This window comes from Aeromicrobium sp., from assembly GCF_050700635.1.
In the GTDB taxonomy this organism is placed as follows: Bacteria; Actinomycetota; Actinomycetes; order Propionibacteriales; family Nocardioidaceae; genus Aeromicrobium.
Genome location: NZ_JBOHDT010000078.1, coordinates 1 through 24,571, shown reverse-complemented (window position 1 = coordinate 24,571; position 24,571 = coordinate 1). Strand labels below are relative to the sequence as shown.

Sequence of the window (24,571 nt, the reverse complement as noted above, 5' to 3'; positions counted from 1 at the left end):
GCACGACCACGAGGTCCTCGACCCCTCGGCGTCGGTGATGGAGCGGGTGATGCTCGAGGCGCGGCTGCGCGAGGGCCTGCCGCTCGGCATCCTCGAGGACGGGCGCGCGGCCGTCCCGGCCCTGACCGACCGTGGCCTGGTCGAGGTCAAGGGCGATCACCTCGTGCTCACGCGCGATGGTCGCCTGCTGGCCGACGCCGTGGTGCGTGACCTGACCGGCTAGACCCTGCTCAAGGGACGGTGACGAAGTCGATGAGCTCCTCGACCCGGCCGAGGAAGGACGGTTCGAGGTCGGCGTAGGAGTCGACGCGGCTCAGGATGTACTGCCAGGCGCGGGAGATGTCGGCCTGGTCGGCGTGCGGCCAGCCGAGCGACTCGCACACGCCGTGCTTCCAGTCGATGCCTCGCGACACCACCGGCCACGCGTCGAGTCCGAGGCGGACGGGCTTGACCGACTGCCACACGTCGACATATGGATGCCCTACCACGAGCACGTGGGCGCGGCCCGACAGCCGCTGCTTGATGCGGGTCTCCTTGGAGCCGGGCACGAGGTGGTCGACCAGCACGCCGAGTCGGCGGTCGGGGCCGGGCGCGAACTCGTCGACGACGGCGACCAGGTCGTCGATGCCGCCGAGGTACTCGACCGCGACACCCTCGACCCTCAGGTCGTGGCCCCAGACCTTCTCGACCAGCTCGGCGTCATGACGGCCCTCGACGTAGATGCGGCTCGGAAGGGCGACGCGGGCACGTGCGCCCTGGACCGCGCGCGAGCCCGACGCGGTTCGCACCGGACCGGACGGCGCGCCTGCGGCTGGCGCGACGAGAACCACGGGCCGCCCTTCGAGCAGGAAACCGGGTCCGAGCGGGAACACCTTGCGCACGAGCCGGCGGTCTTCCAGCTCAAGGGTGCCGAGGTCGCGCTCGACGCGCGTGATCTCGCCGCAGAAGCCCGTGACGGCTTCCTCGACCACGAGACCGCGCTCGGCCACGGCATCCCTGGAGACCCTCCGAGCTTGCCTTCGCCATTGGTCACCGTGGATCTCAGCCTGGTAACGGTCAGCCATGCAGCACCCCGAGCAGTTGTTGGTGGAAGTCCTCCAGCTCGTCGCGCGTGATGACGCCGCTGGTGGTCAATATGTGGGAGTCAGGACGTGTGAGCCCGATCGCGAGGTCGAGCGCGCCGGCCCACTCGGCGGTAGCCCCTGCGGTGTCGCCACCGGCGAGGTCGCCGACGGCTACGGTGTTGGCGTCGGGGACCACGAGCACCAGCTCGCCGCCCAGCGGCCCGTGGCCGAGGTGCACGACCTCGACATAGCGGTCGCCCAGATCGGCGGCCCACACCGAGCTCAGCGATCCGCCGCGCGACTCGTGCTCGATCGTGGCGCCGCCTGCGACCGTGACCAGCCTCGGACGGTAGGTGAGGGTGCGTTCGCCGCCGGTGACCACCACGGTGTCTCCGTCCGCGACGATTCCCTCCATCTCGGTAGACTGGCACTTGACCACGACGAGTGCCAAGGCGACGCGCGGGAGGAGACGGCCGATGTCGGACGAGCGACGTCTCGACGTCCTGCGCGCGATCGTGGAGGACTACGTCGCCACCCAGGAGCCGGTCGGTTCACGTGCCCTGGTCGAGCGCCACCACCTCGGTGTCTCCCCGGCCACCATCCGCAACGACATGGCCGTCCTCGAGGACGAGGGCTACATCGCCCAACCGCACACGAGCGCCGGTCGGGTGCCCACCGACAAGGGCTATCGGATGTTCGTCGACCGGCTGGCCACCATCAAGGCGCTGTCGGCGGCCGAGCGCCGGGCGATCGAGACCTTCCTCACCGGGGCCGTCGACGTCGACGACGTCGTGCAGCGCAGCGTGCGGGTACTGGCTCAGCTCACCAACCAGGTCGCCATCGTGCAGTACCCCTTGCTGAGCCGCTCGACCGTGCGCCACATCGAGATCGTGCCGCTCGACAACGCGCGGGTGCTGCTCGTCGTCATCACCAGCAGCGGCCGGGTGGAGCAGCGCATCATCGAGCTGGTCGAGACTCCGTCCGAGCAGCTCACCATCCAGCTCCGCACGCACATCGTGGCGGCGACGATGGGCGAGCGGCTGCCCGAGGCGTCGCTGCGTATGGCCGACCTGCTCGACTCCTTCGCACCGGCTGACCGTCCGATCGTCACGTCGATCGTCACGACGCTCACGCACGTCTTCTCGAACGAGCACTCCGACGAGCGCATCGCGGTCGGAGGCACGGCCAACCTCGCCCGCTTCGGCTCCGACTTCGACACCGCCATCCGGCCGGTGCTCGAGGCGCTGGAGGAGCAGGTCGTCCTGCTGCGGCTGCTGGGCGAGGCGACCGCAGGAACACACGTGAGCTTCGGTGCTGAGACCGGCAGCGAGAACCTCGTCGGAACCGCAGTCGTCTCGTCCCCGTATGGTTCTGAAGGGCAGGCGCTGGCGACGCTCGGCACCCTCGGCCCCACCCGCATGGACTACCCCGGAACCATGGCCGCCGTCAGCGCGGTCGCCCGCTACGTCGGTCGACTGCTCAACGACGGCTGACGAACCAGAGGATCAATGGCACAGGACTACTACGAGCTGCTCGGCGTCGGACGCGACGTCGGTGCCGACGAGCTCAAGCGGGCATATCGCCGCTTGGCCCGTCAGCTCCACCCCGACGTCAACGAGGCCCCCGACGCGGCCGACCGCTTCAAGGAGGTCACCACCGCGTACGAGGTGCTGTCCGACCCGCAGAAGCGGTCGATCTACGACCGCGGCGGCAACCCGCTCGGCGGCGCTCACCACGGCTTCGGACAAGGCTTCAGCTTCGACGACATCATGGACGCGTTCTTCGGCCAGGGTTCCGCCCGCGGGCCGCGCTCGCGCACGCAACGGGGACAGGACGCGTTGCTGCGCCTGACGGTCGACCTCGCCGAGGCCGCGTTCGGCGTCACGCACGAGCTCAAGGTCGACACCGCGGTCCTCTGCGTGACCTGCGACGGATCGGGTGCGCGCGAAGGCTCCCAGCCCGTCACCTGCGGAACCTGCCACGGCCATGGCGATGTTCAGCACGTGCAACGCTCGTTGCTCGGCGACATCCGCACATCGCGTCCGTGCCCGACCTGCCAGGGCTACGGCAGCGTCATCCCCGACCCGTGCCACGAGTGCGGGGGAGACGGTCGAGTGCGTTCGCGCCGCTCGCTCACCGTCACCATCCCGGCGGGAGTCGACCAAGGCACGCGCATCCAGCTCACCGGCGAGGGCGAGGTCGGACCCGGCGGAGGCCCGGCCGGTGATCTCTACGTCGAGATCGAGGTGAGCCGCCACCCGGTCTACACACGCAAGGGCGACCAGCTGCGTTGCCAGGTCACCGTGCCGATGACGGCAGCGGCACTCGGCACCCACCTCGACCTCCCGACCCTCGAGTCCGACCTTCCGGAGCACGCGGGACCCGACACCGTAGACGTGGTGATCGGTGCAGGTGTCCAGTCCGGTGACGTCGTCACGGTTCGCGGGCAGGGCATCCCGCGGCTGCGCGGTCCCGGCCGGGGCGACCTCCTCGTCCAGGTGCTCGTGGAGACACCGGGTCAGCTCGACGACGACCAGCGCGAGCTGCTGCAGGAGCTCGCCACGCTGCGTGGCGAGGAGCGTCCCGAGGCCCGTCTCGGCGCGTCCCACAAGAGCGTGTTCGGTCGCATCAAGGACGCCTTCCGGTAGGAAGGACTCCATGACTGACGACGACTGCCTGTTCTGCGCCATCGTGGCGGGCGACATCCCCAGCGACACCGTGGCCGAGACCGACCACGCCGTCGCGTTCCGGGACGTCAACCCGCAGGCACCCACCCACGTGCTGGTCATCCCGCGCGTACACCAGCCCGACATCGGCAGCCTCGCCGAGGCGGAGCCGGAAGCCACTCTCGACCTCCTCGGCCTCGCCCGCCGCATCGCCGACGGGGCCGGTGGCACGTATCGGCTGGTGTTCAACACCGGAGCGGATGCGCACCAGACGGTGTTCCATTGCCATGCGCACGTGCTTGCGGGCCGGTCCATGGGCTGGCCGCCGGGTTAGGCTGAAGATCAGCGGCCAACAAGCAGGGGGCACCGATGACGACGGCGACCGAGGTCCAGACGCGCGATCAGCTGTTCATCGGAGGTGGGTGGGTCGACCCGACCGGCTCCGAGACGATCGACGTCGTTAACTCGACGACCGAGGACGTCATGGCCACGATTCCGGCGGGATCGGCTGATGACGCCGACCGAGCCGTCAGGGCTGCCCGCGACGCGTTCGGGGGCTGGTCGCAGACGAGTCGAGAGGACCGTGCGAACCACCTCGCGGCCGTTGCCGACGGCCTGAAGGAGCGCTCCGAAGAGATCGCGTCGACGATCACGCAGGAGCTGGGGATGCCGCTCAAGCTGAGCATGATCGTCCAGGTGGGGATGGGGATCGCTCAGTTCGCCTCGATGCCGAAGGTCATGAAGGAGGTCGCCTGGGAGGAGCAGATCGGCAACTCGCGGGTCTTCCGCGAGCCCATCGGCGTTCTCGGCGCGATCACGCCGTGGAACTACCCGCTGAACCAGATCGCGGCCAAGGTCGCGCCTGCCCTGGCTGCCGGGTGCACCGTGGTGCTGAAGCCGAGCGAGGTGGTTCCGCTGAACGCGTTCATCCTCGCCGAGGTGATCGAGGCGGCAGGCCTCCCTCCCGGCGTCTTCAACCTGGTCTCCGGGTTCGGTCCTGAGGTCGGCGAAGCGATCGCCGGCCACCCGGGAGTCGACATGGTCTCGTTCACCGGCTCCACTCGTGCCGGACGTCGCGTCTCGGAACTGGCTTCGGCCACCGTCAAGCCGGTGGCGATGGAGCTGGGCGGCAAGTCGCCCAACGTCATCCTCGACGACGCCGACATGGCCGCAGCCGTCCCCAACGGCGTGGCGAAGTGCTTCCTCAACTCCGGACAGACCTGCAGTGCCTTGACCCGGATGCTCGTGCCGCGGGAGAAGCTGGGCGAGGCGGAGGAGCTGGCCGAGCAGGCGGCCGCGAAGTTCACGCCCGGCGACCCGTTCGAAAAGTCGACGCGACTGGGTCCGCTCGTCTCCGAGACGCAGCGCGACCGCGTGCGTGGCTACATCCGACAGGGTGAGGCGGAGGGGGCGAACCTGGTCACCGGCGGCGCCGATGCCCCAGACGGTCTCGACCGCGGATACTTCGTCCGCCCGACCGTCTTCTCCGAAGTGACGCCGGAGATGACCATCGCCCAGGAGGAGATATTCGGCCCGGTCCTGGCGATCCAGCCGTACGACGACGAGGACGACGCGGTGCGCATCGCCAACGACTCCGCCTACGGTCTGGCCGGCGGTGTCTGGTCGGCCGACCCGGATCGCGCGATCGCGGTGGCCAGGCGGATACGTACCGGCCAGATCGAGATCAACGGCGGCGACTTCAATCCGCTGGCGCCGTTCGGCGGCTTCAAGCAGTCCGGCCACGGCCGCGAGAACGGCCGATACGCGATCGAGGAGCTCCTGACCGCCCAGAGTCTCCAGCTGTAGGTTCGACCCCGCCATCGTCACTTGCGTAGCATGGGATGCGCCATGACTGACGAACCCGTGCCGCACACGTTCACCGTCCCTGCGAGCGTCGACGCCGTGGCCCTGTTCGGCCCGGCCGACGAGTTCCTCCGCCTCATCGAATCCTCGTTCGAGGCGCGCATCCACGCGCGCGGGAACGCGATCACGGTCAGCGGTTCACCGGGTGAAGCGGCCCTGATCGAACGACTCCTCGATGAGCTGGTGGCCATCGTGCGCACCGGCCAGGCACTCAGCCGCGAGCTGGTCGAGCGCAGCATCACGATGCTCCGCACCGAGACCCAGGAGCGTCCGGCCGAGGTGCTCAGCCTCAACATCCTGTCCAACCGCGGCCGCACCATCCGGCCCAAGACGCTCAACCAGAAGCGCTACGTCGATGCTATCGACAAGCACACCGTGGTGTTCAGCATCGGTCCGGCCGGCACCGGCAAGACCTACCTCGCGATGGCCAAGGCCGTGCAGGCACTGCAGGCCAAGGAGATCACGCGCATCATCCTCACCCGGCCCGCCGTCGAGGCCGGCGAGCGTCTCGGCTACCTGCCGGGCACGCTCAGCGAGAAGATCGACCCGTATCTGCGTCCGCTGTACGACGCCCTGCACGACATGATCGATCCGGAGTCCATCCCCAAGCTGCTCACGAACGGCACCATCGAGGTCGCGCCGCTGGCCTACATGCGGGGCCGCTCGCTCAATGACGCGTTCATCATCCTCGACGAGGCACAGAACACCACGCAGGAGCAGATGAAGATGTTCCTGACGCGCCTCGGCTTCGGCTCCAAGATGGTGGTCACCGGCGACGTCACCCAGGTCGACCTCCCGAGCGGGGCCAAGAGCGGGCTCCGGGTGGTGCGCGACATCCTCGACGGCGTGCACGACATCCACTTCACGACGCTCACGGCGCACGACGTCGTGCGGCACAAGCTCGTGGGGCGCATCGTGGCTGCCTACGACACGTTCGAGGCGGGTGCCACAGACCATGAACGTCGACATTCTCGATGAGTCGGGGGCCGACGTCGACATCGTCGCCCTCACCCAGCTCTGCCGATTCGTCATGCGCCGCATGCGACTGCACCCGGCCACCGAGCTCACCGTTCGACTCGTCGACGCCGACACGATCGCCGTACTGAACCAGCAGTGGATGGGTCAGAAGGGCCCCACCGACGTGCTGTCGTTCCCCATGGACGAGCTCACGCCGGGGCGAGATGGCGAGGCCGCTCCCGAGGGCTATCTGGGCGACATTGCTCTGTGCCCCCAGGTCGCGGCGCAGCAGGCCCCGGCCGCCGGGCACAGCACGTCCGACGAGGTCGACCTGCTCACGGTTCACGGCATCCTTCACCTGCTCGGCTACGACCACGCCTCGCCCGACGAGCATCGTGAGATGTTCGGCGTGCAGGGCCGGCTGCTGCTGGAGTGGCAGCGCGGCGGCGATCCAGAACCTGCGAGCACGTCGTGATCGTCCCGCTCGTCGTCTCCTCGATCCTGCTGGCGCTGGCGGCGGGTGTGCTGGCCAGCATCGATGCCGCCGTGTCGTCGTTCTCGCGGGCGCGGGCACACGAGCTCACCGAGGAGAATCGCGGCGGAGCGGTCCGGCTCGGACGCATCCTCGACGACCCGGCTCCCTACCTCAACACCGTCCTGCTGCTGCGCGTGTTCTGCGAGACGGCCAGTGTCGTGCTCGTCGCCCTGGTGGTGGCCAACTGGATCGACGGCCTTTGGGCGCTGATCGGCACCACGGTCGCGATCATGGTCGTGGTCAGCTATGTGCTGATCGGCGTCGGGCCGCGCACCCTGGGCCGCCAGAATGCCGAACGGATCGCGCTCGCCTCGGCGCTGCCCGTCATCGGCGCGACGCGGCTGCTCGGACCGCTGCCTCGTCTGCTCATCGTGGTCGGCAACGCTCTCACCCCCGGCAAGGGGTTCCGGGAGGGTCCGTTCGCATCGGAGGTCGAGGTGCGTGAGCTCGTCGACCTTGCCGCCGCCAGCTCGCTCATCGAGACCGACGAGTCGAAGATGATCCAGTCGGTCTTCGAGCTGAACGACACCGTGGTGCGCGAGGTCATGGTGCCGCGCACCGACCTCGTCTACATCGAGGGCACCAAGACCTTGCGGCAGACCATGTCGCTGTGTCTGCGCAGCGGGTACTCGCGCATACCGGTCATCGACGACAACGACCTCGACGACGTGCTCGGCATGGCCTACCTCAAGGACGTCACCAAGCGCGTCTTCGACAATCACCTGGCGGAGTCGACCGAGCGGGTCGAGTCGATCATGCGACCGTGCCTGTACGTGCCCGACACCAAGCCGGTCGACGACCTGCTCAAGGAGATGCAGGCCGAGCGAACCCACGTGGCGATCGTGGTCGACGAGTACGGCGGCACCGCCGGCATGGTCACGATCGAGGACATCCTCGAGGAGATCGTCGGCGAGATCACCGACGAGTACGACACCGAGCCGGACGAGCTCGAAGCCTTGCCGGACGGCTCATACCGGCTCAGCGCCCGCTACGACGTCGACGACCTGGCCGACCTGTTCGACGTCCGCATCGACGACGACGACGTCGACTCAGTCGGCGGACTCGTCGCGAAGCACCTCGGAAAGGTGCCGATACCCGGCAGCTCAGTCGAGGTCGCGGGGCTGGAGTTCCGGGCCGAGGCCCCGTCCGGCCGCCGCAACCGCATCGGACGAGTCCACGTAAGCCGCGTACCGAGGCACTCCGAGCAGGTAGCCTCCCCGCATGGAGTATCTCCGAACGGGCAGAACCGTGATGTTGAGTCCTGAGGACGAGAAGCTCGTCACGCTGGCGCGCTCGTCGCGAGTCCGGAACCATTCGGAGCGCGGTGCCGCCGTCCGTGACCTCGACGGCCGCACGTACGTCGCCTCCTCGGTCACGCTTCCGTCGCTGGAGATCGCTGCCCTCGACCTCGCGGTCGCCATGGCGATCTCGTCGGGCGCCACTGGCCTGGAGGCGGGTGCCGTGGTGTCGACCGTCGACGGAGCCATCGTCGACCTCAGCACGGTCCGCGAGCTCGCGGGCAACGACGTCCCCGTCTACGTGGCCGACCACGAAGGGACGATCGTGTCGGTCCGGGCCTCGTGACATCTGCTGACACAACGTTTCGTTCGGGATTCGCCTGCTTCGTCGGCCGCCCCAACACCGGCAAGTCGACGCTCACCAACGCCCTGGTCGGCGACAAGATCGCCATCACCTCGTCCAAGCCACAGACCACGCGACACGCCATCCGCGGGCTCGTGCATCGCGACGACGCCCAGCTCGTGGTGGTCGACACCCCCGGCCTGCACAAGCCGCGGACGACGCTGGGGGAGCGGCTCAATGATCTCGTCAGGTCGACGTGGTCCGAGGTCGACACGATCGGTCTGTGCCTGCCGGCCGACGAGCGCATCGGCCCGGGCGACCGCTTTCTCGTGTGCGAGATCGCGCGGTTGCGCCGCAAACCGGTGCTCGCCATCGCCACCAAGACCGACCTCGTCTCACCGAACCGGGTGGCCGAACACCTGATGGCGATCCAGCGCGCCGGTGACGACGCAGGGCTCACGTGGCACGAGGTGGTGCCGGTCTCCGCGGCCGCCGGCGACCAGGTCCAGCTGCTCGCGGACCTCCTGGTCCAGACCCTTCCGGAGGGCCCGCCGCTGTACCCGGAGGGACGTCTCACCGATGAGCCCGAGGAGACCTTGGTCGCCGAGGTCATCCGTGAGGCGGCGCTGGAGGGTGTTCGCGACGAGCTCCCGCACTCGCTCGCCGTGGTGGTTGACGAGATGGTGCCTCGCGAAGGACGTTCTGCCGATCGGCCGCTGGTCGACGTGCGGGCGAACGTCTACGTCGAGCGCGACAGCCAGAAGGGCATCATCATCGGGCACCGCGGGGCACGCCTCAAGGAGATCGGCTCGGCCTCCCGGGTGCAGATCGAGCGGATCCTGGGCACCCCGGTCTTCCTCGACCTCCACGTCAAGGTCGCGAAGGACTGGCAGCGCGACCCCAAGCAGCTGCGCAAACTCGGCTTCTAGCGCGTCTGGAAACCTCGCTCGCCGGTGGGATCCTCGTCGATGACCTCGACGGCCTGGACGACGGCGTGCGCCGGACCTCTGTGGCACCAGGCGACCATGCCTTCGACCGCACCCTCGTCGCCCTCGAAGACCGCCTGCACAGTGCCGTCCGGCTCGTTCGACACCCAGCCTGCCACACCGAGGGACTGCGCTGCGTCGGCACAGCTCGCGCGGAAGAACACACCCTGCACCCGGCCCCGGATGATGACGCGCCGGCGGATCATGGATCCAGCCTAGATGTGCATGACGTCGCGGTTAGCGCTTCCTGGCGCGGGGAGCAGGCCGCACGACGAGGACAGGGCACGGCGCGTAGTGCTGCACGCGCTGCGCGGTGCTACCGACGAGAACCACGTCGCTGAGGCCCCGGCCGCCGGATGCGACCACCACGAGACCCGCGGACAGCTGCTTGGCCGCCTTGATCAGCTCGTTGGCGGGGGAGCCGCTGCGGATGCGGCGATGGACCTTCGGTCCCCAGGCCTCGAACTCGGCGGCGACCACGTCGACGGAGTTCTGTGCGGCGTCGCGGAAGCTGCCCGCGTGGGCGGCCGCCTTCTGCTTGTCGCGAGACGACAGCTCGTCCGCGAACGCGACCGCGGCGAGGGGGCGGATCACGGCGATCACCGAGATGTCGGAGATCTTCTCCGGATCGGCGAACGACTTCAGGTGCTTGGCCGCGGCCAGCGACTGCCGCGAGCCGTCGGTGGCGACGATGACGTGCATGTCAGGCCGTCCCTCGGACGGCGGGTTGTTGTCGGGCCGGTCGCGGGCCGGATCAGGTTCTCCACGCTCGAACCCCGGGGATCGGTCCTTCGTCCCGAAGAAGTACTCGACCAGGAACAGCACGACGCCGACCGCGAGCAGGCCGGCGCACCAGTACAGCGCGGTCGGGTCGTCGTAGATCGACCACGCGAAGATGGCCGCGTTGCCCACCAGGCCGAGCAGCAGCAGCGGCGTATTGGCGCGGTACGTCTTCTCGCTCTCGTCCTGTCCGCGTAGCTTCAGGCAGGAGACGATCACCAAGGCGTAGATGAACAGCAGGAACAGCACCGTGACCAGGGGCAGTCGCTCGATCAGGTCGCCCCTTCGACCTTGGGCACCAGCGTGCCGACCACAAGCAGGGTGGCCACCACGATCCCGCTGAAGATCAGGCCCACCCAGGGGCTACGGCGAGAGGGGTGGATCTTGGCGAACATCCCGGGGACGACGTCCTCGTTGGCCATGCCATGGAGGATCCGCGGCTGCGTCACGACAGCGACGAGGGTGGGGTTGGTGATGGCGATCAGCGCGATCACCGAGAACAAGGTCGTCATGAAGTCGTTGGAGATCGGGAGGATCCCCTGCTTGACCACTTCCAGGAGGGCGGCGCCGGAGCCGGCGAGGTCCTCGGTGTCAACCGTCAGCGTCCTTCGTCAGGTGCGCGTGAGGCATGTGAGGTGCGTCACCATGGAACCATGGATCCTGTCCAGGTGCTCGAAGAAATTGCGTTCCTGCTCGAGCGTGGGCGTGCGTCGACGTACCGGGTCCTGGCGTTCCGCAAGGCCGCGGCCGCGATCGCGGATCTCGACGACCTCACGTCCCGGCGTGATCGTCTGACCGACATTCCGGACGTCGGGAAGACCAGCGCCGAGGTGATCGGGCAGGCCCTCGACGGACGGGTGCCGACCTACCTCGCCGACCTGCGCGAACGCAGTCATGGACCGCTTGCACCGGGAGGCGAAGCGGTGCGCGCGAAGCTGTTGGGTGATCTCCACACCCATTCCGACTGGTCCGACGGCGGTTCCCCGATCGACGTCATGGCCCGCACCGCACGACGGCTCGGCCACCAGTACATGGCGCTCACCGACCACTCGCCTCGCCTCACCGTCGCCAACGGGCTGAGCGCCGAACGCCTCGCCGAGCAGCTCGACGTCGTCGCCGAGGTCGATGACGGGCTCGGCGACTTCCGTCTGCTGAGCGGGATCGAGGTCGACATCAACGAGGACGGCTCGCTCGACCAGACACCCGAGATGCTCGCCCGGCTCGACGTCGTGGTGGCCAGCGTCCACTCCAAGCTCCGGATGGACCGCATCGGCATGACCCGGCGCATGCTGAAAGCCGTGGCCGATCCGGCGACGAACGTGCTCGGGCACTGCACCGGTCGGCTCATCGAGGGCTCGCGGGGCAAGCGACCGGAGTCGCAGTTCGACGCAAAACGGGTCTTCGCCGCGTGTGCCGAGAACGACGTCGCCGTGGAGATCAATGCCCGGCCCGAGCGCCGCGACCCACCGGACAAGCTCATCGCCATCGCGATGGACGCGGGTTGCCTGTTCAGCATCGACTCCGATGCCCACGCACCCGGCCAGCTCGACTTCCTCGACCACGGTGCTGCCCGCGTCCAGGAGCTCGGCCTGCCGCTCGACCGCATCGTCACCACGTGGCCACTCGACCGCCTGCTCGGCTGGTCGCGAGCCACGCGATAGCGACCACGTGTGGCGGATGGGGTCGCCCGGGACGGAAGTTTCGCTGTTTGCCGGTGGGACGGGTGGGGCAGGACCTAAGATCCCTCCATGCAACTTTCTCGGGGGATTTCTGTCGTTGCCGCATGTCTAGCTGTAGCGCTGGGTACTGCCTCGCCGGTCTCGGCCGCCTACCAGTACGAAGCGCCGAAGAATCTGGTGTCGACCGGTGCGACGACCACGAGCCTGTCGTTCGACTGGTCCGGCGTGTCGGGTGCCGAGCTGTACCAGTTCAAGATCTCCGCGAGCTCGACCATGAGCAACGCCAAGTACTTCTGGTTCACGGGCAGCCAGGGCACCGCCACTGGTCTGGCGCAGGGCAAGAGGTACCACGCCATGGTCAAGGTCGTCGCCGACAGTCCCGACCATGAAGCGCTCAGTCCTTACAGCAGCAAGATCTCGGCCACGACGGACACGCCACCGACGACGAGTGCAGACGTTCGGGTGGGCACGTTCAACCTCCGCGGCTCGAACAACGACCCCAAGGCCGGCGGCGACCAGAAGGTCTGGTCGGAGCGCAGGCCCAAGGTGGTCGAGCAGATCCTCGACGAGAACATCGACGTCCTGGGAACGCAGGAGGCGTACTGGAGCACGGGGGACTCCCTGCCGTCGGGCACCGACCAATACACCGACCTGCGCAACCGCCTCAACTCCGCCGGGGAGCCGTTCGAGGTCACCAACACCACTCGCAGCGTCGGCAAGGGCACCCGCATCCTCTACAACACCGACACCGTCGACAAGCTCACGTCCGGCCAGTTCAAGTACGCCAACCAGGTCAGCGGCAAGACCGACCGCTACCTCGCCTGGGCGACGTTCCAGCACGAGGCGAGCGGGAAGAAGTTCTTCTTCGCCAACACCCACCTGAGCCCGGACAACTCGACGGTCAAGGAGCGGGAGTGGAAGGAGCTCATCTCGAAGGTCAAGTCGCTCAACAGCGGGTCCCTGCCGGTGATCGTCGTCGGCGACTTCAACACGTCCAAGTTCGGCGCCGCGGCCGAGAACATGCTTCCGGCCATGAAGAGCGCCGGTTTCGGCGACGTCATGAACCAGCAGTATCGGGTCAACCCGCCGAGGAACGTCCGGGCGGAGTCGACGGTGAACCAGTGGATCGGCTCCTTCAACGACTTCCGGCGTGACATCCGCCCGTACTCCTACTACACGCGCAAGGACAAGGTGGGGAACGCGATCGACTGGGTCTTCGCGACGAACTCGCTGCGGGTGAAGAAGTGGAAAGTGGTCATCGACTTCAGCTCCTCGACGCTGAGGATCAACGGCACGATCCCGTCCGACCACAACATGATCAGCTCCACCATCACGCTTCCATGACGCGTGTCATCATGCCCAGTCAGCGGCGCGATGACCATGCATGTGCTTACCATCAATCATGAATCTCGAGGCGTCGGCCGAGGCGATCGTTGAAAACATCGGGCGGGTCATCGACGGCAAGGACGAGGTCGCGGAGACGGCTCTCGTCGTCCTGCTGGCCGAGGGACACCTGCTCATCGAAGACGTCCCCGGCGTCGGCAAGACAGTACTCGCCAAGGCGCTCGCGCGCTCGGTGAGCTGCTCGGTGCGCCGGATCCAGTTCACGCCGGACCTGCTGCCGTCCGACATCACCGGTGTCTCGGTGTTCAACCTCCGCGATCGCGAGTTCGAGTTCAAGCCCGGGGCGGTGTTCGCGAACATCGTCATCGGTGACGAGATCAACCGCGCATCTCCGAAGACCCAGTCGGCCCTGCTCGAGGCGATGGAGGAGCGGCAGGTCACCGTCGACGGCACCACGTACGGCCTCGGCTCTCCGTTCACGGTCGTCGCCACCCAGAACCCGTACGAGATGGAGGGCACCTACGCTCTGCCCGAGGCACAGCGCGACCGGTTCATGGCCCGCATCTCGATGGGATACCCCGACTCGGAGGCCGAGCTCGAGATGGTCCGCGGGCGCGACGAGTCCAACCCGTTCGACGATCTCGAGCCCGTGGCGTCGATCGAGGACCTTCACACGATGATTGCGGCGGCCAGGTCGGTGTTCGTGTCACCGACGGTCGAGCGCTACGCCATCGACATCGTGCGAGCCACCCGCACCGATCCCGAGCTGCGCCTCGGTGCCAGCCCGCGGGCCACGCTCCAGCTCGTCCGCGCGAGCAAGGCCCTCGCGGCCGTCCACGGCCGCGACTACGTGCTGCCCGACGACATCGACACCCTCGTGCCCTCGGTGCTGCCGCACCGGCTCATCGCCCACCGCGGCGCGGCCGGCGCCGACGACATCGCGCGCCGCATCGTCGCCGAGACCCCCGTGCCGGACGGAGCGATCCGACCGACGTGATCACGGTGCGCGCGCTGGCGGTCACCCGTCGCGGCGGGTGGGTCCTCCTCGTCGCCGTCAACTGCTTCGTCCTGGCGGCCGCGCTGTCCTTGCCGGCCTTGCTCTACACGACCGGACTGCTGCTGGGGCTCGTCGTTCTCGGTGCGCTGTACCTCCTCGCCGCCTCGCCACGCGCTCGAGTCGACCGGACCTTCGCGCCGCCGGTGCTCGAGCCCGATCTCGGGTCCCGGGTCACGCTTCGGTTCGTGAACCGGGCGCGGGTGCCGCTTCCGGCGTCCCGGTGGGAGGACCATCTTCCCGCCGGTCTCGGCGGGGCAGCGACGGGTCAGATGCCGACCTCGCCGCGGACGCGTCTCGGTAGAGCCGGCCTGGTGCTCGGCTACGACGTTCGCGGTCAGCGACGCGGTCGCCACGTCGTCGGTCCGCTCCAGCTCGAGAACGTCGATCCGTTCGGCCTGGTTCGCCGGCGGCACGTGGTCGCCGGCACACATTCGGTCATCGTGCTCCCGCGTCGGCGAGAGCTCGCCCCCCTCGGCTCGCTCGGGCTCTCCGACGACGGGTCGGGTAGACCGGCACCGCAGCACGCCGGCAACGGTGCCGATGACGTCATCGCCCGCACGTACCTCGCCGGGGACGCCGTGAAGCGTCTGAACTGGAAGGCCACGGCGCACCGCGGCGAGCTCATGGTCCGCCAGGAGGAGCGGCAGGTGAACCCGCGTGCGGCGGTCTACCTCGACTGCGACCCGTCCACACAAGGCACCGCCCTCGATCGGGCCGGCGAGTGGGAGCACTCGCCGATGCTGGAGTGGAGTGTGGTGGCGGCGGCCTCCGTCATGACCCATCTCGTCGGCGTGGGATGCGTCGTCGCCCTGCGCTCCAGCGACCAGACGATCGACCGTAGCGTGGGCGACGGTCACGACACCCTGTCCGACGCGATGCTCGACCTCGCGGTGGTCGAGCCGGCGGAGCTCGACGTGGATGCGGTGGAGCCGGCGGAACGATCGGTGGTGCTCGTCACCGGTCACCTGGACCAAACCCGGGCCGACCACTGGATTCGCGTGCTCGGCCGCGCGAACACCGTGCACGCCTTCGTCGCGGCCACGACGCGGCCGGAAGCCTTGGCGCGCCTCGACGGCACCCGGTGGAGTGTCGTCACGTATCGCACGCAGGACAACCAGGCCGAACGATGGCTCGCCTTGGACCGGGCGGTGAGTCGTGCTCTGGGCTGACTCCGAGAGTCGAACAACACGTCAGCCGGACGCCTCGGTCGACCGGTCCGGCTGGCTGGATCGTGCTCTGGTCGCGGCCAGTCTGCTGGTGCTGACGGCCGGTTACCGCACGGTCGTCGAGGGCAATGACTGGTGGATCACCACCTTGCTCGTGACTCTGGTGGCCACCCTGACCTGCGCGGTGCTGCGCGGCCTCGGAGTGCGCCTGGTGGCACCTTTCGCGGCGGTCGTCCTGTTCGTCACGATCGTCTGGGTGTTCGTTCCTGAGACCCTCGCCGCCGGGTTCCCGACGCCCTCCTCGGTGGGTGCGCTCAGCGAGCTGGTCGAGTCCGCCCGCGTGATCATCGTCGAGGAGAAGGCGCCGGTCGCCGCGGCACGTGGCATCGTGCTGCTCGTCGCCGTCGCGTTCGGTTCCCTCGTCGTCGTCGCCGACGCCTTCCTCGAGCTCAGACGCGCCCCCGCCTGGATCGGACTGCTGTTGCTGGGCGTCTTCGCCGTCCCGGCCATGGTCTCGGGACGGACACCCGGGTTCTGGCTGTTCGTCGTCGCCGCAGTGCCGTGGCTGGTGATGTTGCACGTCGGACGGACGTCGAGCCGGGGCAGTGCCGTCGGCAACCAGGTGCCGGCTGTGCTGATCGCCGTCGTGTCGCTGGCCGGTGCGTTGGTGCTGCCGACCGTCGCGCCGGACATCCGTGCCGCCGCGGCCTCGTGGGGCGACCCGCCGCCCAGCGTCTTCGGGCGCGGCATCAACCCGATGCTCGAGCTCGGACAGAACCTGCGTCGAAACTCGACGGCAGTCGCCCTCACCTACACCACCACGGCCGAGGTCCCGCCCTACCTGAAGGTCGCCACCCTGCGCGACTTCACCGGCAAGACCTGGATACCGGGCTCCACGCTCCCGGCCGACCGGTTCGAGGGACGGATCGGGCTGCGCGAGGGGATCGAGACCACGATGGACACCACCCGCATCACCATCGAGGGCCTCGACAGCACGATGCTCCCGGTGCCGTACGTGGCTCAGGACACCAACGGCCTGGAGGGGGTCTGGCGCTTCGAGCGCATGGGCATGACCGTGCGCTCCGAGTCGACCGACACCAGCGGCCAGGAGTACAGCGTCAACAGCTTGACGATCACGCCCACCGCGGAGCAGATGCGACAGCTGTCGACCGTGATCGGTCCGAGCCTGCAACCGTACGTGGATCTACCGGACGAGGTTCCTCCGTCGATCGCCCGAACCGCCCGCGAGGTCACCTCCTCAGCCCCCACGGACTACGACAAGGCCCTGGCGCTGCAGAGCTTCTTCCGCAGCGGTGAGTTCCGGTACTCCGAGACCGCACCGGTGGCCGACGACTACGACGGCAACGGTCTGAGCGTGGTGGCGGAGTTCCTCGAGCGCAAGGCCGGGTACTGCGTGCACTTCGCCTCGGCGATGGCGGTGATGGCCCGGACGCTCGACATACCGTCGCGTGTCGCGGTCGGCTACGCGCCGGGTCGGTCCGTCGGACTGATCGACGGCGAGCCCGTCTACGAGAACACGTCGGACGATCTCCATGCCTGGACCGAGCTGTTCTTCGAGGGCGCCGGCTGGGTGCGGTTCGATCCGACGACGAGCATCGGCTCGGCCACCCTGTTCGACGAACCGGCCATGGAGGGGTCCGAAGCGCCGTCCGACGCCAACAGCCAGACTCCCCGAGGCGAGCGCAACGAGGGTTCGGCAACCGTTGGCGACGAGGCCACGGCGAGTGGAACGGCGCCGCGCACGCTCGCCGTCACGGGGGTCGTGGTGATGCTGATCCTGGCTGGCCCTGCCGTCGTGCGTGAGCTACGACGCCGGCGTCGTCTGCGGTCCAGCACGCCCGATTCCCTGTGGCGCGAGCTGGAGGACGTCTGCCGAGACCTCGGCCTGGACGTGCCGGACACCGACACGCCACGCGGATTCGCCGGCCGCCTGGAAAATCGTCCCGGCGTTGACGCGGACGCGCTCGAACGACTGCTTCACCAGGTCGAGATCGCTCGTTTCGCCCGGGAGTCCACGTCTGACGCCGGCCCCGCGACGACTCGCGATGCCGTGAGCCTGACCGCCGGTCTCCGCGCCGGGACCCCGCGACCGGATCGGTGGCGAGCCCTTCTGCTGCCACGATCGCTCGGCCCGCGACCGGTCACGGCCCGTCCGACGTACCTCGACGAGCACATGCCCGCCTGAGTCGATTTCGCCTGAAACGCTGCCGGAATCGCTGAAATGGGGCTAAAGTCCCTTCAGCCACTCTTGTCACTTTTGCCACATCTTCCCCCCGGGGGGCTCCATGCGTCAGCTCATGCGGTCCCTTGCCGTGGCAACGGCGGCCGTGGTCTTTCTGACGGTCGGTCCGGCCGCCGCCGACCTGCCATCGCCGAGACCGACGGGTCTCGCTCAGTCGAGCTCCTCATCCACCGCTGTCTCGCTGACGTGGAACCCGGTGTCGAATGCTCCGCGGTACCAGGTCAAGATCAGCCCCGACGCGTCGATGTCGGGCGCGTCCTACCAGGGATCCTCCGACACGGTCGAGACCATGAACGGCCTCCAGCCCGGGCGCGGCTACTACGTCAAGGTTCGTGTCATCACCACGAGCGGTACGCCGCGCAGCGAGTACTCAGAGGTGAAGCGAGCCTGGACGACCTTCGCTGTTCCGTCCGGGTTCAAGGCCACGAAGCGTGACGGGGCGACGGCGACCTTCGACTGGGCCGACGTGCCGAACGCACCGCGATACAGGATCAAGCTGGCCGACAACCCGTCCATGACGGGCTCGACCTATCACCGCTTCGACGAGTCCGGGGGAACGGTCGACGGTCTGACGGCGGGGACGACTTACTACGCCAAGGTGCGCGTCATCACCCCCGACGACGCCACCCTCAGCGGCGACTCGCCGGCCGTGACGATCCCGCCGTCCGTCGTCGAGGACGAGGAAGAGGAACCGGGCGGCAGCGAGCCGCTCACCGTCGCCTCTTTCAACGTCCGTTGCGCCAACTGCTACAAGGGCCAGAACCTCGAGCGTCCGTGGGCGGATCGTCGCGGTGTCGTCGTGGCGAGCATCTTGAAGCAGAAACCCGACGTCATCGGCATCCAGGAGGCGTCGCAGGGCTGGCTCGAGTCCGGAGGCAGCAAGATCAACCTCTCCCAGTTCGAAGACCTGCGGAACCGGTTGCGGTCCGGTGGCACCCCCTACGAGGTCACGAACCCGCACCGCAACAACTGCGTGAACTCCACGACGCCCAACAGCTGTCGGTACCAGGACCGCGGGGCATCGAAGGGGACGAAGATCTTCTTCAACAGCGCCACCGTGAAACTCGTGTCCCAGGGATCCAAGAAGCTGCCGCAGTGCTCCGGCTGCAACGAGCGGTACGTGGCATGGGCGATCCTCGAGCAGAAGTCGACCGGTCAGGAGTTCTTCTTCGCCGAAACCCACATCGAGTACGGGTCGAGCTACTACAGCCTTCGCAAGGCCCAGACGGAGGCGATGATGGCCGAGGTCGAGCGGCGCCGGCCGAGCCGGATGCCGGCCTTCGTCGTCGGCGACCTCAACTCGACCCGCTACTTCAACCCGACGAATGCGCCCTACGACGAGATCGTCTCCCACGGCTTCGTCGACCCGCTCGGCCACACCTACAAGTCGGCGAGGATCTCGCCTGCGGCCACGGCCGAGAAGCGCATCCGGGCCCACTACAACTCGCACAACAACTTCATCCGGACGGTGCCGCACTTCTCGACGAACGAGAACGGCAGCAATCTCGACTACATCTTCACGACGCCGATGCGAACCCTCGTGTGGGAGACCGTGCTGAACCTCGACTCGAGCGGCAAGCTCGCCGGCACGATCCCGTCCGACCACAACATGATCGTCGCCGAGGTGCTGCTGCCGTAGGCCGATCAGTCGCGCCGCAGGCGGATGTAGCCGCGCGCGGTGAGCTCGACGTGCAGCGGACCGTCGCTGCTTGGAACCGGCTCGGGACCGCGCCATGCGACGTCGCGCCATTGTTCGTCGATGCGGGCGCGCACCTTCCACGAGCCGGCCGTCGAGAACGTCAGACGGTGGCGACCGTCGGGCAGTCTCTCGGCCTTGAGCACGGGCTCGCCGTCGATCCCTCTTGCTTCGGCGGCCTCGACCTGCGTCCCGTTGCTGAGGCCCGTGATGTCGAGCATTGCGTGCTCCGACGACAGCTCGACCGAACCCGCCGCGTGGGGTGTTGCCGTGACCAACCGGACACCGGCGCGACGGCCTGGGATGAACACGGGCCGGCTACGGGAGACGGCCGGCATCGGGAACCAGGCCGACGTGTCGGGCAACGGCTGAACCGTGTCGATGACGTCGATCTGTCCGAGTCGGGCCCGCGCGAGCAGCACATGATCGGCCGGCTGCTCGAGCGTCGAAGGATCGATGGTGACGCGCATCAGCGTCGTGTGGGTCACGGCGGCGGGGTCGGGTCCCACGGTCTCGACGGTCAGCCGCCCGGATCGGACGCCGGTCGGTCGGTGCACCAGCTGGATACCGACGTCGGGCCGGCCTGCGTGCTCGCCGGCCCCGACGACCGCGCACGACACCATCAGCGTGGCCATCCCGCGCTCGTCCCACGTGACGTCGGTCGTCGTCGCCTCGAGCCGGCAGTCGGAGAACCGATGCAGACCTGCGACCTGTTCGAGCTCACACACCTCATCGAGCGACGGTTCAGGGGAGCCCGCGCGGTTGCGCGCCACTGCGGCTGCCGCTTCGAGCACCGGACCCCAGAGCGGGAGCACCGCGGCCGGGAGGAACTCGGCAGCGCGTCGACGCGCTGCCTTGCGCATCCGGCGCAGACGCCACCACGACGTGGTGGCGACCTCCACGATCCGAGCTGCCAGCGCCTCCTCGTCCCCTCGCGGAACGAGGAACCCGTCGACCCCGTCGCTCACGATGTCGGACGGGCCGTACTCGATGTCGTACGCGATCGGGAGACAGCCGGCGGCCATGCTCTCGACCAGCACCAGGCCGAAGCCCTCGCGGCTGCTGGTGAGCAGCATGTACGAGGAGTGGGCAAAGGTGCCGGCCGGGTCGGACGTGTATCCCTCGAGGCGCGCCGGGGCCGCGCGCTCCTCGATCTCCGCCTGCACGGCGTCGTGCTCCGTGCCACGGCCGTAGATGGCGAGCTCGACCGACGGGATGCTGCGCGCGGCGACGGCAACGGCCCGGATGGCGTGCGGGATGCGTTTGCGGCCTTCGAGGTTGGCCATGACGATGCCTCGCCCGGCCGGTCGCCGCGTTTTCGAGGCCGCCTTCGCCGTCTCGATGGCGTGGGGGAGGACATGCGCGTTGTGCTGAGGGCCGAAGAGCAGGTCCACGTCGTGGCGCTGGGCCTGGGTCAGGTGAATCACCCCGTCGAACTTCTGGGCCCGGACCATCGTGAACGCGCGCGTGTGCTCCAGTCGTCCGTAAGGGGCGTCCCGGCCGCCGGTGATGTGGCTGTTGTGCAACACATAGGTGGTGGGCACATCGGCGAGGGGTGCGGCGGCGAGGCATGCGGCCACGTACGTGCTGTCGACGATCAGGTGGGCCGGCCTGGGCAGCACGCGGTCGAGCCACCATCGCCACACCGGCCACAAGCCGTGCCAGCCGCCTCGGAACGTGCCCTCGGAGTCCCAGACCTCGGTGCGGGCGAGCTCGTCGCCGCGGCGGGTCGGCTCGCTGTTGTCGGTTGACGACCACAAGCGCCTCCGCACGAGGACGGTCCCGTCGGGGCGCGTGATCACACCGGTCACGTCGGGCAGATCGAAGAACCCAGTGTCGGGCCCGATCCCGTCGGGCCGCCTGATCATGCCGGTCACGTCGGGCAGACCGAAGAGACCAGCCGGGTCTTCGAGCTCTGGCGCCGTGATGTCCGGATCGAAGCCGGCCGTGGCCCAGACGCTGTCGTCGGCCTGCCCGAGCTCCTCCCACAGGTTGATGATCGAGACACCGTCGATCAGGAGTGCGCGTTCGCGCAGCGCCGCGCGGGTGTCGTCGAGGTCCGGGAGGAACGCGAGGGTGAGGATCACGACCTCACGCCCGGACGCCGCGGCCAGCTGGCACGAGCGCTGCAGCATCGACTTGGTGAGTCCACCGAACTCGTGCGGAACAGAGAAGGTGAGCACGCGCAGAGCTCCATCGGGGAGAACCACGGAGGGTGCGGTCATGCAGGACGCTTCGACGCGAGCGCCTTCTCCATGACGGTGGCCCAATGCTCGGTGACGTTCTCGTCGTTGAACTCTTGCGCGCGACGCCACGCGGCCTCGCGCATCGGCGCGAGCTCCGATGGCTTGGCGCGAGCGAGCCGCCGGATCTCGGTGACGAGTCCGGAGATGTCGTCCGCTTCCACCAGGAAGCCGTCGACGCCGTGGGTGATGATCTCAGATGGTCCGTACGGCATGTCGTAGCTGATCGGGATGCAGCCGTGGCCCATGCTCTCGACCAGCACCAGGCCGAACGCCTCGTTGTTGCTGGTGAGCAGCGAGAACGAGGCCGTGTCGAACTCCTTCCAGGCCAGATCGGAGTAGCCGCACAGGGCGACCGGAGCGTCGGCCTTGTCGATCGCCTTCTGCAGCTGCTCCTGGAACGGCCCATGGCCCCACACGTCGAGCGTCACCCGCCGCGTGCCATTGCGTCCGACGCGGGTCATGGCCTTGATCGCGTGCCCGATCTGCTTGCGCTTGTTGAGGCTGGTGAGCATCACTCCGTGGTTGCTCGACCGCTTCAGGTTCGGCGGCGTCTTGGGCACGAAGCGTCCGTGCGGAACGACGTAGCGGTTGGCTCCGGTCCCCAGCAGGGCGTTGACCTCGCCGAGCTGCTGCTGGGTGAGGAAGACGACGCCGTCCCACTCGTCCAGGTTTTTCATGACGTACTCGCGACTGCTCCGCAAGATGCCCATGGGACGGCCGCTGTCGGGCTCGAGGTGCGAGCCGTGGATCACGTGGAGCCTCACGACGTCGTCGCGGTGGTAGGTGGCGAGGTGGTTGGCGCTGGTCTTGGAGTCGCTGATGAGCCAGGCGATCGGGTCGCGTGGGAGTGAGTCGAGCCAGAGCCAGTAGAGTTCCCAGATGGTCTGCCAGGTGCCGATCGGCGTTCCGGACGTGTCGCACAGCGTGAACGCTCGCGCCTGCTCGCCGGGCACGTCGCGGCGGTCGGAGCCGAGCATGGTCCCGTCGGCCCGGAAGTAGTCGACTTGCAGGGTGTCGCCGTGACTGTCGTGGAGCCGGTTGACCAACGGGCCGGCGTGGTTTCCGCGCTCGCCCAGAGGCTTGAACGTGGACTCGGCTCCGGGCACGAAGGTGGGCACGGCCTGCTTGAGTTGCTCGTCGTCCCAGCTGCGGATGTCTTCCCACAGGTTCCGGATGTGCATCCCGTCGATCATCGCGCCGCGATCGCGCAAACGCTTTCGGATGACGTCGTAGTTGGGGCGGTGCTCGTACGTGAGGATGGTGACCTCGGTGCCGGCAAGCTCGACGAAGGCACGTGATCGGTGCATCATCGAGTTGGTCATGCCGGCGTAGTTGTCGGGGATTCCCCACATCACTGCGTAGTGATGCCCCCGGGGGAGTTCGATCTCTGCCACGCGGCAATCCTAAGCCGACTGGGTGCACGGTTCCGGCGCCGCGCTGCGTGTTGATACGATGGCTCCACCATGCGGATCGCGAACCTGCTCCTTCGCTGCCGCGTCGAGGCCCTCTAGACCGGGCCCCTCGACGCGGAGTTCGTCACGACCGGTCGCAATTTCTTCCGACGAACCCGCGAGGATCCCCCAATGGTCAGCCCAGCGAACAACCCCGTATCACCCCAGCAGCCGTCTGGCATGCCGTACGGGCGCTATCGCGCCTTCACCCCGATCGACCTGCCCGACCGCACCTGGCCGTCGGCCGTCATCACCGAGGCGCCGCGCTGGCTCTCGACCGATCTACGTGACGGCAACCAGGCCCTCATCGACCCCATGACGCCGGTGCGCAAGCGGCGCATGTTCGACCTGCTCGTCCGCATGGGTTACAAGGAGATCGAGGTCGGATTCCCGTCCGCCAGCGAGACCGACTTCGCGTTCGTGCGCTCGCTCATCGAGGAGGACGTCGTACCCGACGACGTCACGATCTCCGTCCTGACCCAGGCGCGCGAGGACCTCATCGAGCGCACCATCCATTCACTGGTCGGCGCCCCGCGCGCGAACGTCCATCTCTACAACGCACTGGCCCCGCTTTTCCGCCGGGTGGTCTTCGATGCTTCACGCGACGAGGTGAGGGCGATCGCCACCCGCGGCACCGAGATCGTCATGAAGCACGCCGAGGAGCTGCTGCCCGGCACCGCGTTCGGCTACCAGTACAGCCCGGAGATCTTCACCGGCACCGAGCTCGAGTTCTCCGTCGAGGTCTGCAACGCGGTCATGGACGTGTGGCAGCCCGCGGAGGGTCGCGAGATCATCCTCAACCTGCCGGCCACGGTCGAGATGGCGACGCCGAACACGTACGCCGACCAGATCGAGTGGTTCAGCCGGCACGTGAACAACCGCGAGCACGTGGCGGTCTCGCTGCACCCGCACAACGACCGGGGCACCGCCGTCGCCGCCACGGAGCTGGCGATGATGGCCGGTGCCGAGCGCGTCGAGGGCTGCCTGTTCGGGCACGGCGAGCGCACCGGCAACGTCGATCTCGTGACGTTGGGCATGAACCTGTTCAGCCAGGGCATCGACCCGCAGATCGACTTCTCCGGGATCGACGAGATCCGTCGCACGGTCGAGTACTGCAACCAGCTCCCGGTCAACGAGCGGCACCCCTACGGCGGCGACCTGGTGTTCACCGCGTTCTCGGGCAGCCACCAGGACGCGATCAAGAAGGGGTTCGAAGCGCTGGAGCGCGACGCGAAGG

Annotated in this window: 23 protein-coding genes and 1 pseudogene; 17 read left to right on the top strand and 7 right to left on the bottom strand. The window is 68.2% G+C overall.

Annotated elements, in window-relative coordinates; genetic code table 11:
- A pseudogene (locus ACRDPN_RS06055) lies at window positions 1–223 on the top strand (radical SAM family heme chaperone HemW); the annotation flags it as partial.
- Between the two features lie 7 nt (window positions 224–230).
- Here the strand turns inward: ACRDPN_RS06055 and ACRDPN_RS06050 are convergent.
- Entirely contained in the window at window positions 231–1,064 is an 834-nt protein-coding gene (locus ACRDPN_RS06050) for a DUF3097 domain-containing protein (RefSeq protein WP_431446473.1), read from the bottom strand.
- Entirely contained in the window at window positions 1,057–1,479 is a 423-nt protein-coding gene (locus ACRDPN_RS06045; RefSeq protein ID WP_431446472.1) for a hypothetical protein, read from the bottom strand. The genes ACRDPN_RS06050 and ACRDPN_RS06045 overlap by 8 nt, the downstream gene beginning before the upstream one ends.
- Window positions 1,480–1,540: 61 nt before the next feature.
- Here ACRDPN_RS06045 and hrcA point away from each other — a divergent pair, with 61 nt between their 5' ends.
- The 9 genes from hrcA to era are packed head-to-tail and all read left to right on the top strand — an operon-like array spanning window position 1,541 to window position 9,595.
- Entirely contained in the window at window positions 1,541–2,557 is a 1,017-nt protein-coding gene (gene hrcA, locus ACRDPN_RS06040) for a heat-inducible transcriptional repressor HrcA (protein ID WP_431446471.1), read from the top strand.
- 15 nt (window positions 2,558–2,572) lie between these two features.
- A complete protein-coding gene (gene dnaJ / locus ACRDPN_RS06035; protein WP_431446470.1) occupies window positions 2,573–3,712 on the top strand; it encodes a molecular chaperone DnaJ in 1,140 nt (379 codons plus the stop codon).
- Window positions 3,713–3,722: 10 nt separating this feature from the next.
- Window positions 3,723–4,064 carry an HIT domain-containing protein gene (locus ACRDPN_RS06030; protein ID WP_431446469.1) on the top strand — a complete coding sequence of 114 codons (342 nt, stop codon included), beginning with the start codon at window positions 3,723–3,725 and terminating at the stop codon, window positions 4,062–4,064.
- A gap of 35 nt (window positions 4,065–4,099) precedes the next feature.
- On the top strand, window positions 4,100–5,536 hold the full coding sequence (locus ACRDPN_RS06025) for an aldehyde dehydrogenase family protein (protein WP_431446468.1): 1,437 nt from the start codon (window positions 4,100–4,102) through the stop codon (window positions 5,534–5,536).
- A gap of 42 nt (window positions 5,537–5,578) precedes the next feature.
- Window positions 5,579–6,571 carry a PhoH family protein gene (locus ACRDPN_RS06020; protein ID WP_431446467.1) on the top strand — a complete coding sequence of 331 codons (993 nt, stop codon included), beginning with the start codon at window positions 5,579–5,581 and terminating at the stop codon, window positions 6,569–6,571.
- Window positions 6,549–7,025 (top strand): rRNA maturation RNase YbeY, encoded by a 477-nt coding sequence (ybeY, locus tag ACRDPN_RS06015; protein WP_431446466.1) that lies wholly within the window; start codon window positions 6,549–6,551, stop codon window positions 7,023–7,025. Before ACRDPN_RS06020 ends, ybeY begins: the two co-directional genes overlap by 23 nt.
- Window positions 7,022–8,350, top strand: coding sequence for a hemolysin family protein (locus ACRDPN_RS06010; RefSeq protein WP_431446465.1), 1,329 nt, complete (start codon window positions 7,022–7,024; stop codon window positions 8,348–8,350). The genes ybeY and ACRDPN_RS06010 overlap by 4 nt, the downstream gene beginning before the upstream one ends.
- Window positions 8,307–8,669: a cytidine deaminase gene (locus tag ACRDPN_RS06005; protein ID WP_431446464.1), complete on the top strand. Its 363-nt coding sequence runs from the start codon at window positions 8,307–8,309 to the stop codon at window positions 8,667–8,669. Before ACRDPN_RS06010 ends, ACRDPN_RS06005 begins: the two co-directional genes overlap by 44 nt.
- On the top strand, window positions 8,666–9,595 hold the full coding sequence (era, locus tag ACRDPN_RS06000) for a GTPase Era (protein ID WP_431446463.1): 930 nt from the start codon (window positions 8,666–8,668) through the stop codon (window positions 9,593–9,595). The genes ACRDPN_RS06005 and era overlap by 4 nt, the downstream gene beginning before the upstream one ends.
- Here the strand turns inward: era and ACRDPN_RS05995 are convergent.
- From ACRDPN_RS05995 to ACRDPN_RS05985, 3 genes are read right to left on the bottom strand one after another with little or no spacing between them, the layout of a single operon-like run.
- On the bottom strand, window positions 9,592–9,858 hold the full coding sequence (locus tag ACRDPN_RS05995) for an acylphosphatase (RefSeq protein ID WP_431446462.1): 267 nt from the start codon (window positions 9,856–9,858) through the stop codon (window positions 9,592–9,594). The genes era and ACRDPN_RS05995 overlap by 4 nt on opposite strands.
- 31 nt (window positions 9,859–9,889) lie before the next feature.
- Window positions 9,890–10,681: a universal stress protein gene (locus ACRDPN_RS05990; RefSeq protein ID WP_431446461.1), complete on the bottom strand. Its 792-nt coding sequence runs from the start codon at window positions 10,679–10,681 to the stop codon at window positions 9,890–9,892.
- A 23-nt stretch (window positions 10,682–10,704) separates the two neighbouring features.
- Complete coding sequence (locus ACRDPN_RS05985; RefSeq protein WP_431446460.1) at window positions 10,705–10,944, bottom strand: hypothetical protein; 240 nt, start codon at window positions 10,942–10,944, stop codon at window positions 10,705–10,707.
- A gap of 141 nt (window positions 10,945–11,085) precedes the next feature.
- Here ACRDPN_RS05985 and ACRDPN_RS05980 point away from each other — a divergent pair, with 141 nt between their 5' ends.
- The 6 genes from ACRDPN_RS05980 (at window position 11,086) to ACRDPN_RS05955 (ending at window position 19,580) form a co-directional block, all read left to right on the top strand.
- Window positions 11,086–12,093: a PHP domain-containing protein gene (locus tag ACRDPN_RS05980; protein ID WP_431446459.1), complete on the top strand. Its 1,008-nt coding sequence runs from the start codon at window positions 11,086–11,088 to the stop codon at window positions 12,091–12,093.
- A gap of 195 nt (window positions 12,094–12,288) precedes the next feature.
- Window positions 12,289–13,455, top strand: coding sequence for an endonuclease/exonuclease/phosphatase family protein (locus ACRDPN_RS05975; RefSeq protein ID WP_431446458.1), 1,167 nt, complete (start codon window positions 12,289–12,291; stop codon window positions 13,453–13,455).
- Window positions 13,456–13,513: 58 nt separating this feature from the next.
- Entirely contained in the window at window positions 13,514–14,452 is a 939-nt protein-coding gene (locus ACRDPN_RS05970) for an AAA family ATPase (protein ID WP_431446457.1), read from the top strand.
- A complete protein-coding gene (locus ACRDPN_RS05965) occupies window positions 14,449–15,681 on the top strand; it encodes a DUF58 domain-containing protein (RefSeq protein ID WP_431446456.1) in 1,233 nt (410 codons plus the stop codon). Before ACRDPN_RS05970 ends, ACRDPN_RS05965 begins: the two co-directional genes overlap by 4 nt.
- Entirely contained in the window at window positions 15,668–17,884 is a 2,217-nt protein-coding gene (locus ACRDPN_RS05960) for a transglutaminase TgpA family protein (protein WP_431446455.1), read from the top strand. Before ACRDPN_RS05965 ends, ACRDPN_RS05960 begins: the two co-directional genes overlap by 14 nt.
- Before the next feature lie 100 nt (window positions 17,885–17,984).
- The gene (locus tag ACRDPN_RS05955; protein WP_431446454.1) at window positions 17,985–19,580 is read left to right on the top strand and encodes a fibronectin type III domain-containing protein; all 1,596 of its coding nucleotides are present in this window, start codon (window positions 17,985–17,987) and stop codon (window positions 19,578–19,580) included.
- 5 nt (window positions 19,581–19,585) lie between these two features.
- Here ACRDPN_RS05955 and ACRDPN_RS05950 read toward each other — a convergent pair whose 3' ends face one another.
- Both ACRDPN_RS05950 and ACRDPN_RS05945 read right to left on the bottom strand, forming a co-directional pair.
- Window positions 19,586–21,862 (bottom strand): glycosyltransferase, encoded by a 2,277-nt coding sequence (locus ACRDPN_RS05950; protein ID WP_431446453.1) that lies wholly within the window; start codon window positions 21,860–21,862, stop codon window positions 19,586–19,588.
- On the bottom strand, window positions 21,859–23,277 hold the full coding sequence (locus ACRDPN_RS05945) for a glycosyltransferase (protein WP_431446452.1): 1,419 nt from the start codon (window positions 23,275–23,277) through the stop codon (window positions 21,859–21,861). The genes ACRDPN_RS05950 and ACRDPN_RS05945 overlap by 4 nt, the downstream gene beginning before the upstream one ends.
- A 189-nt stretch (window positions 23,278–23,466) precedes the next feature.
- On the opposite strand from ACRDPN_RS05945, the gene ACRDPN_RS05940 reads away from it, so the two are divergent.
- On the top strand, window positions 23,467–24,571 hold a 1,105-nt coding region (locus ACRDPN_RS05940; protein ID WP_431446451.1), incomplete at its 3' end, for a 2-isopropylmalate synthase.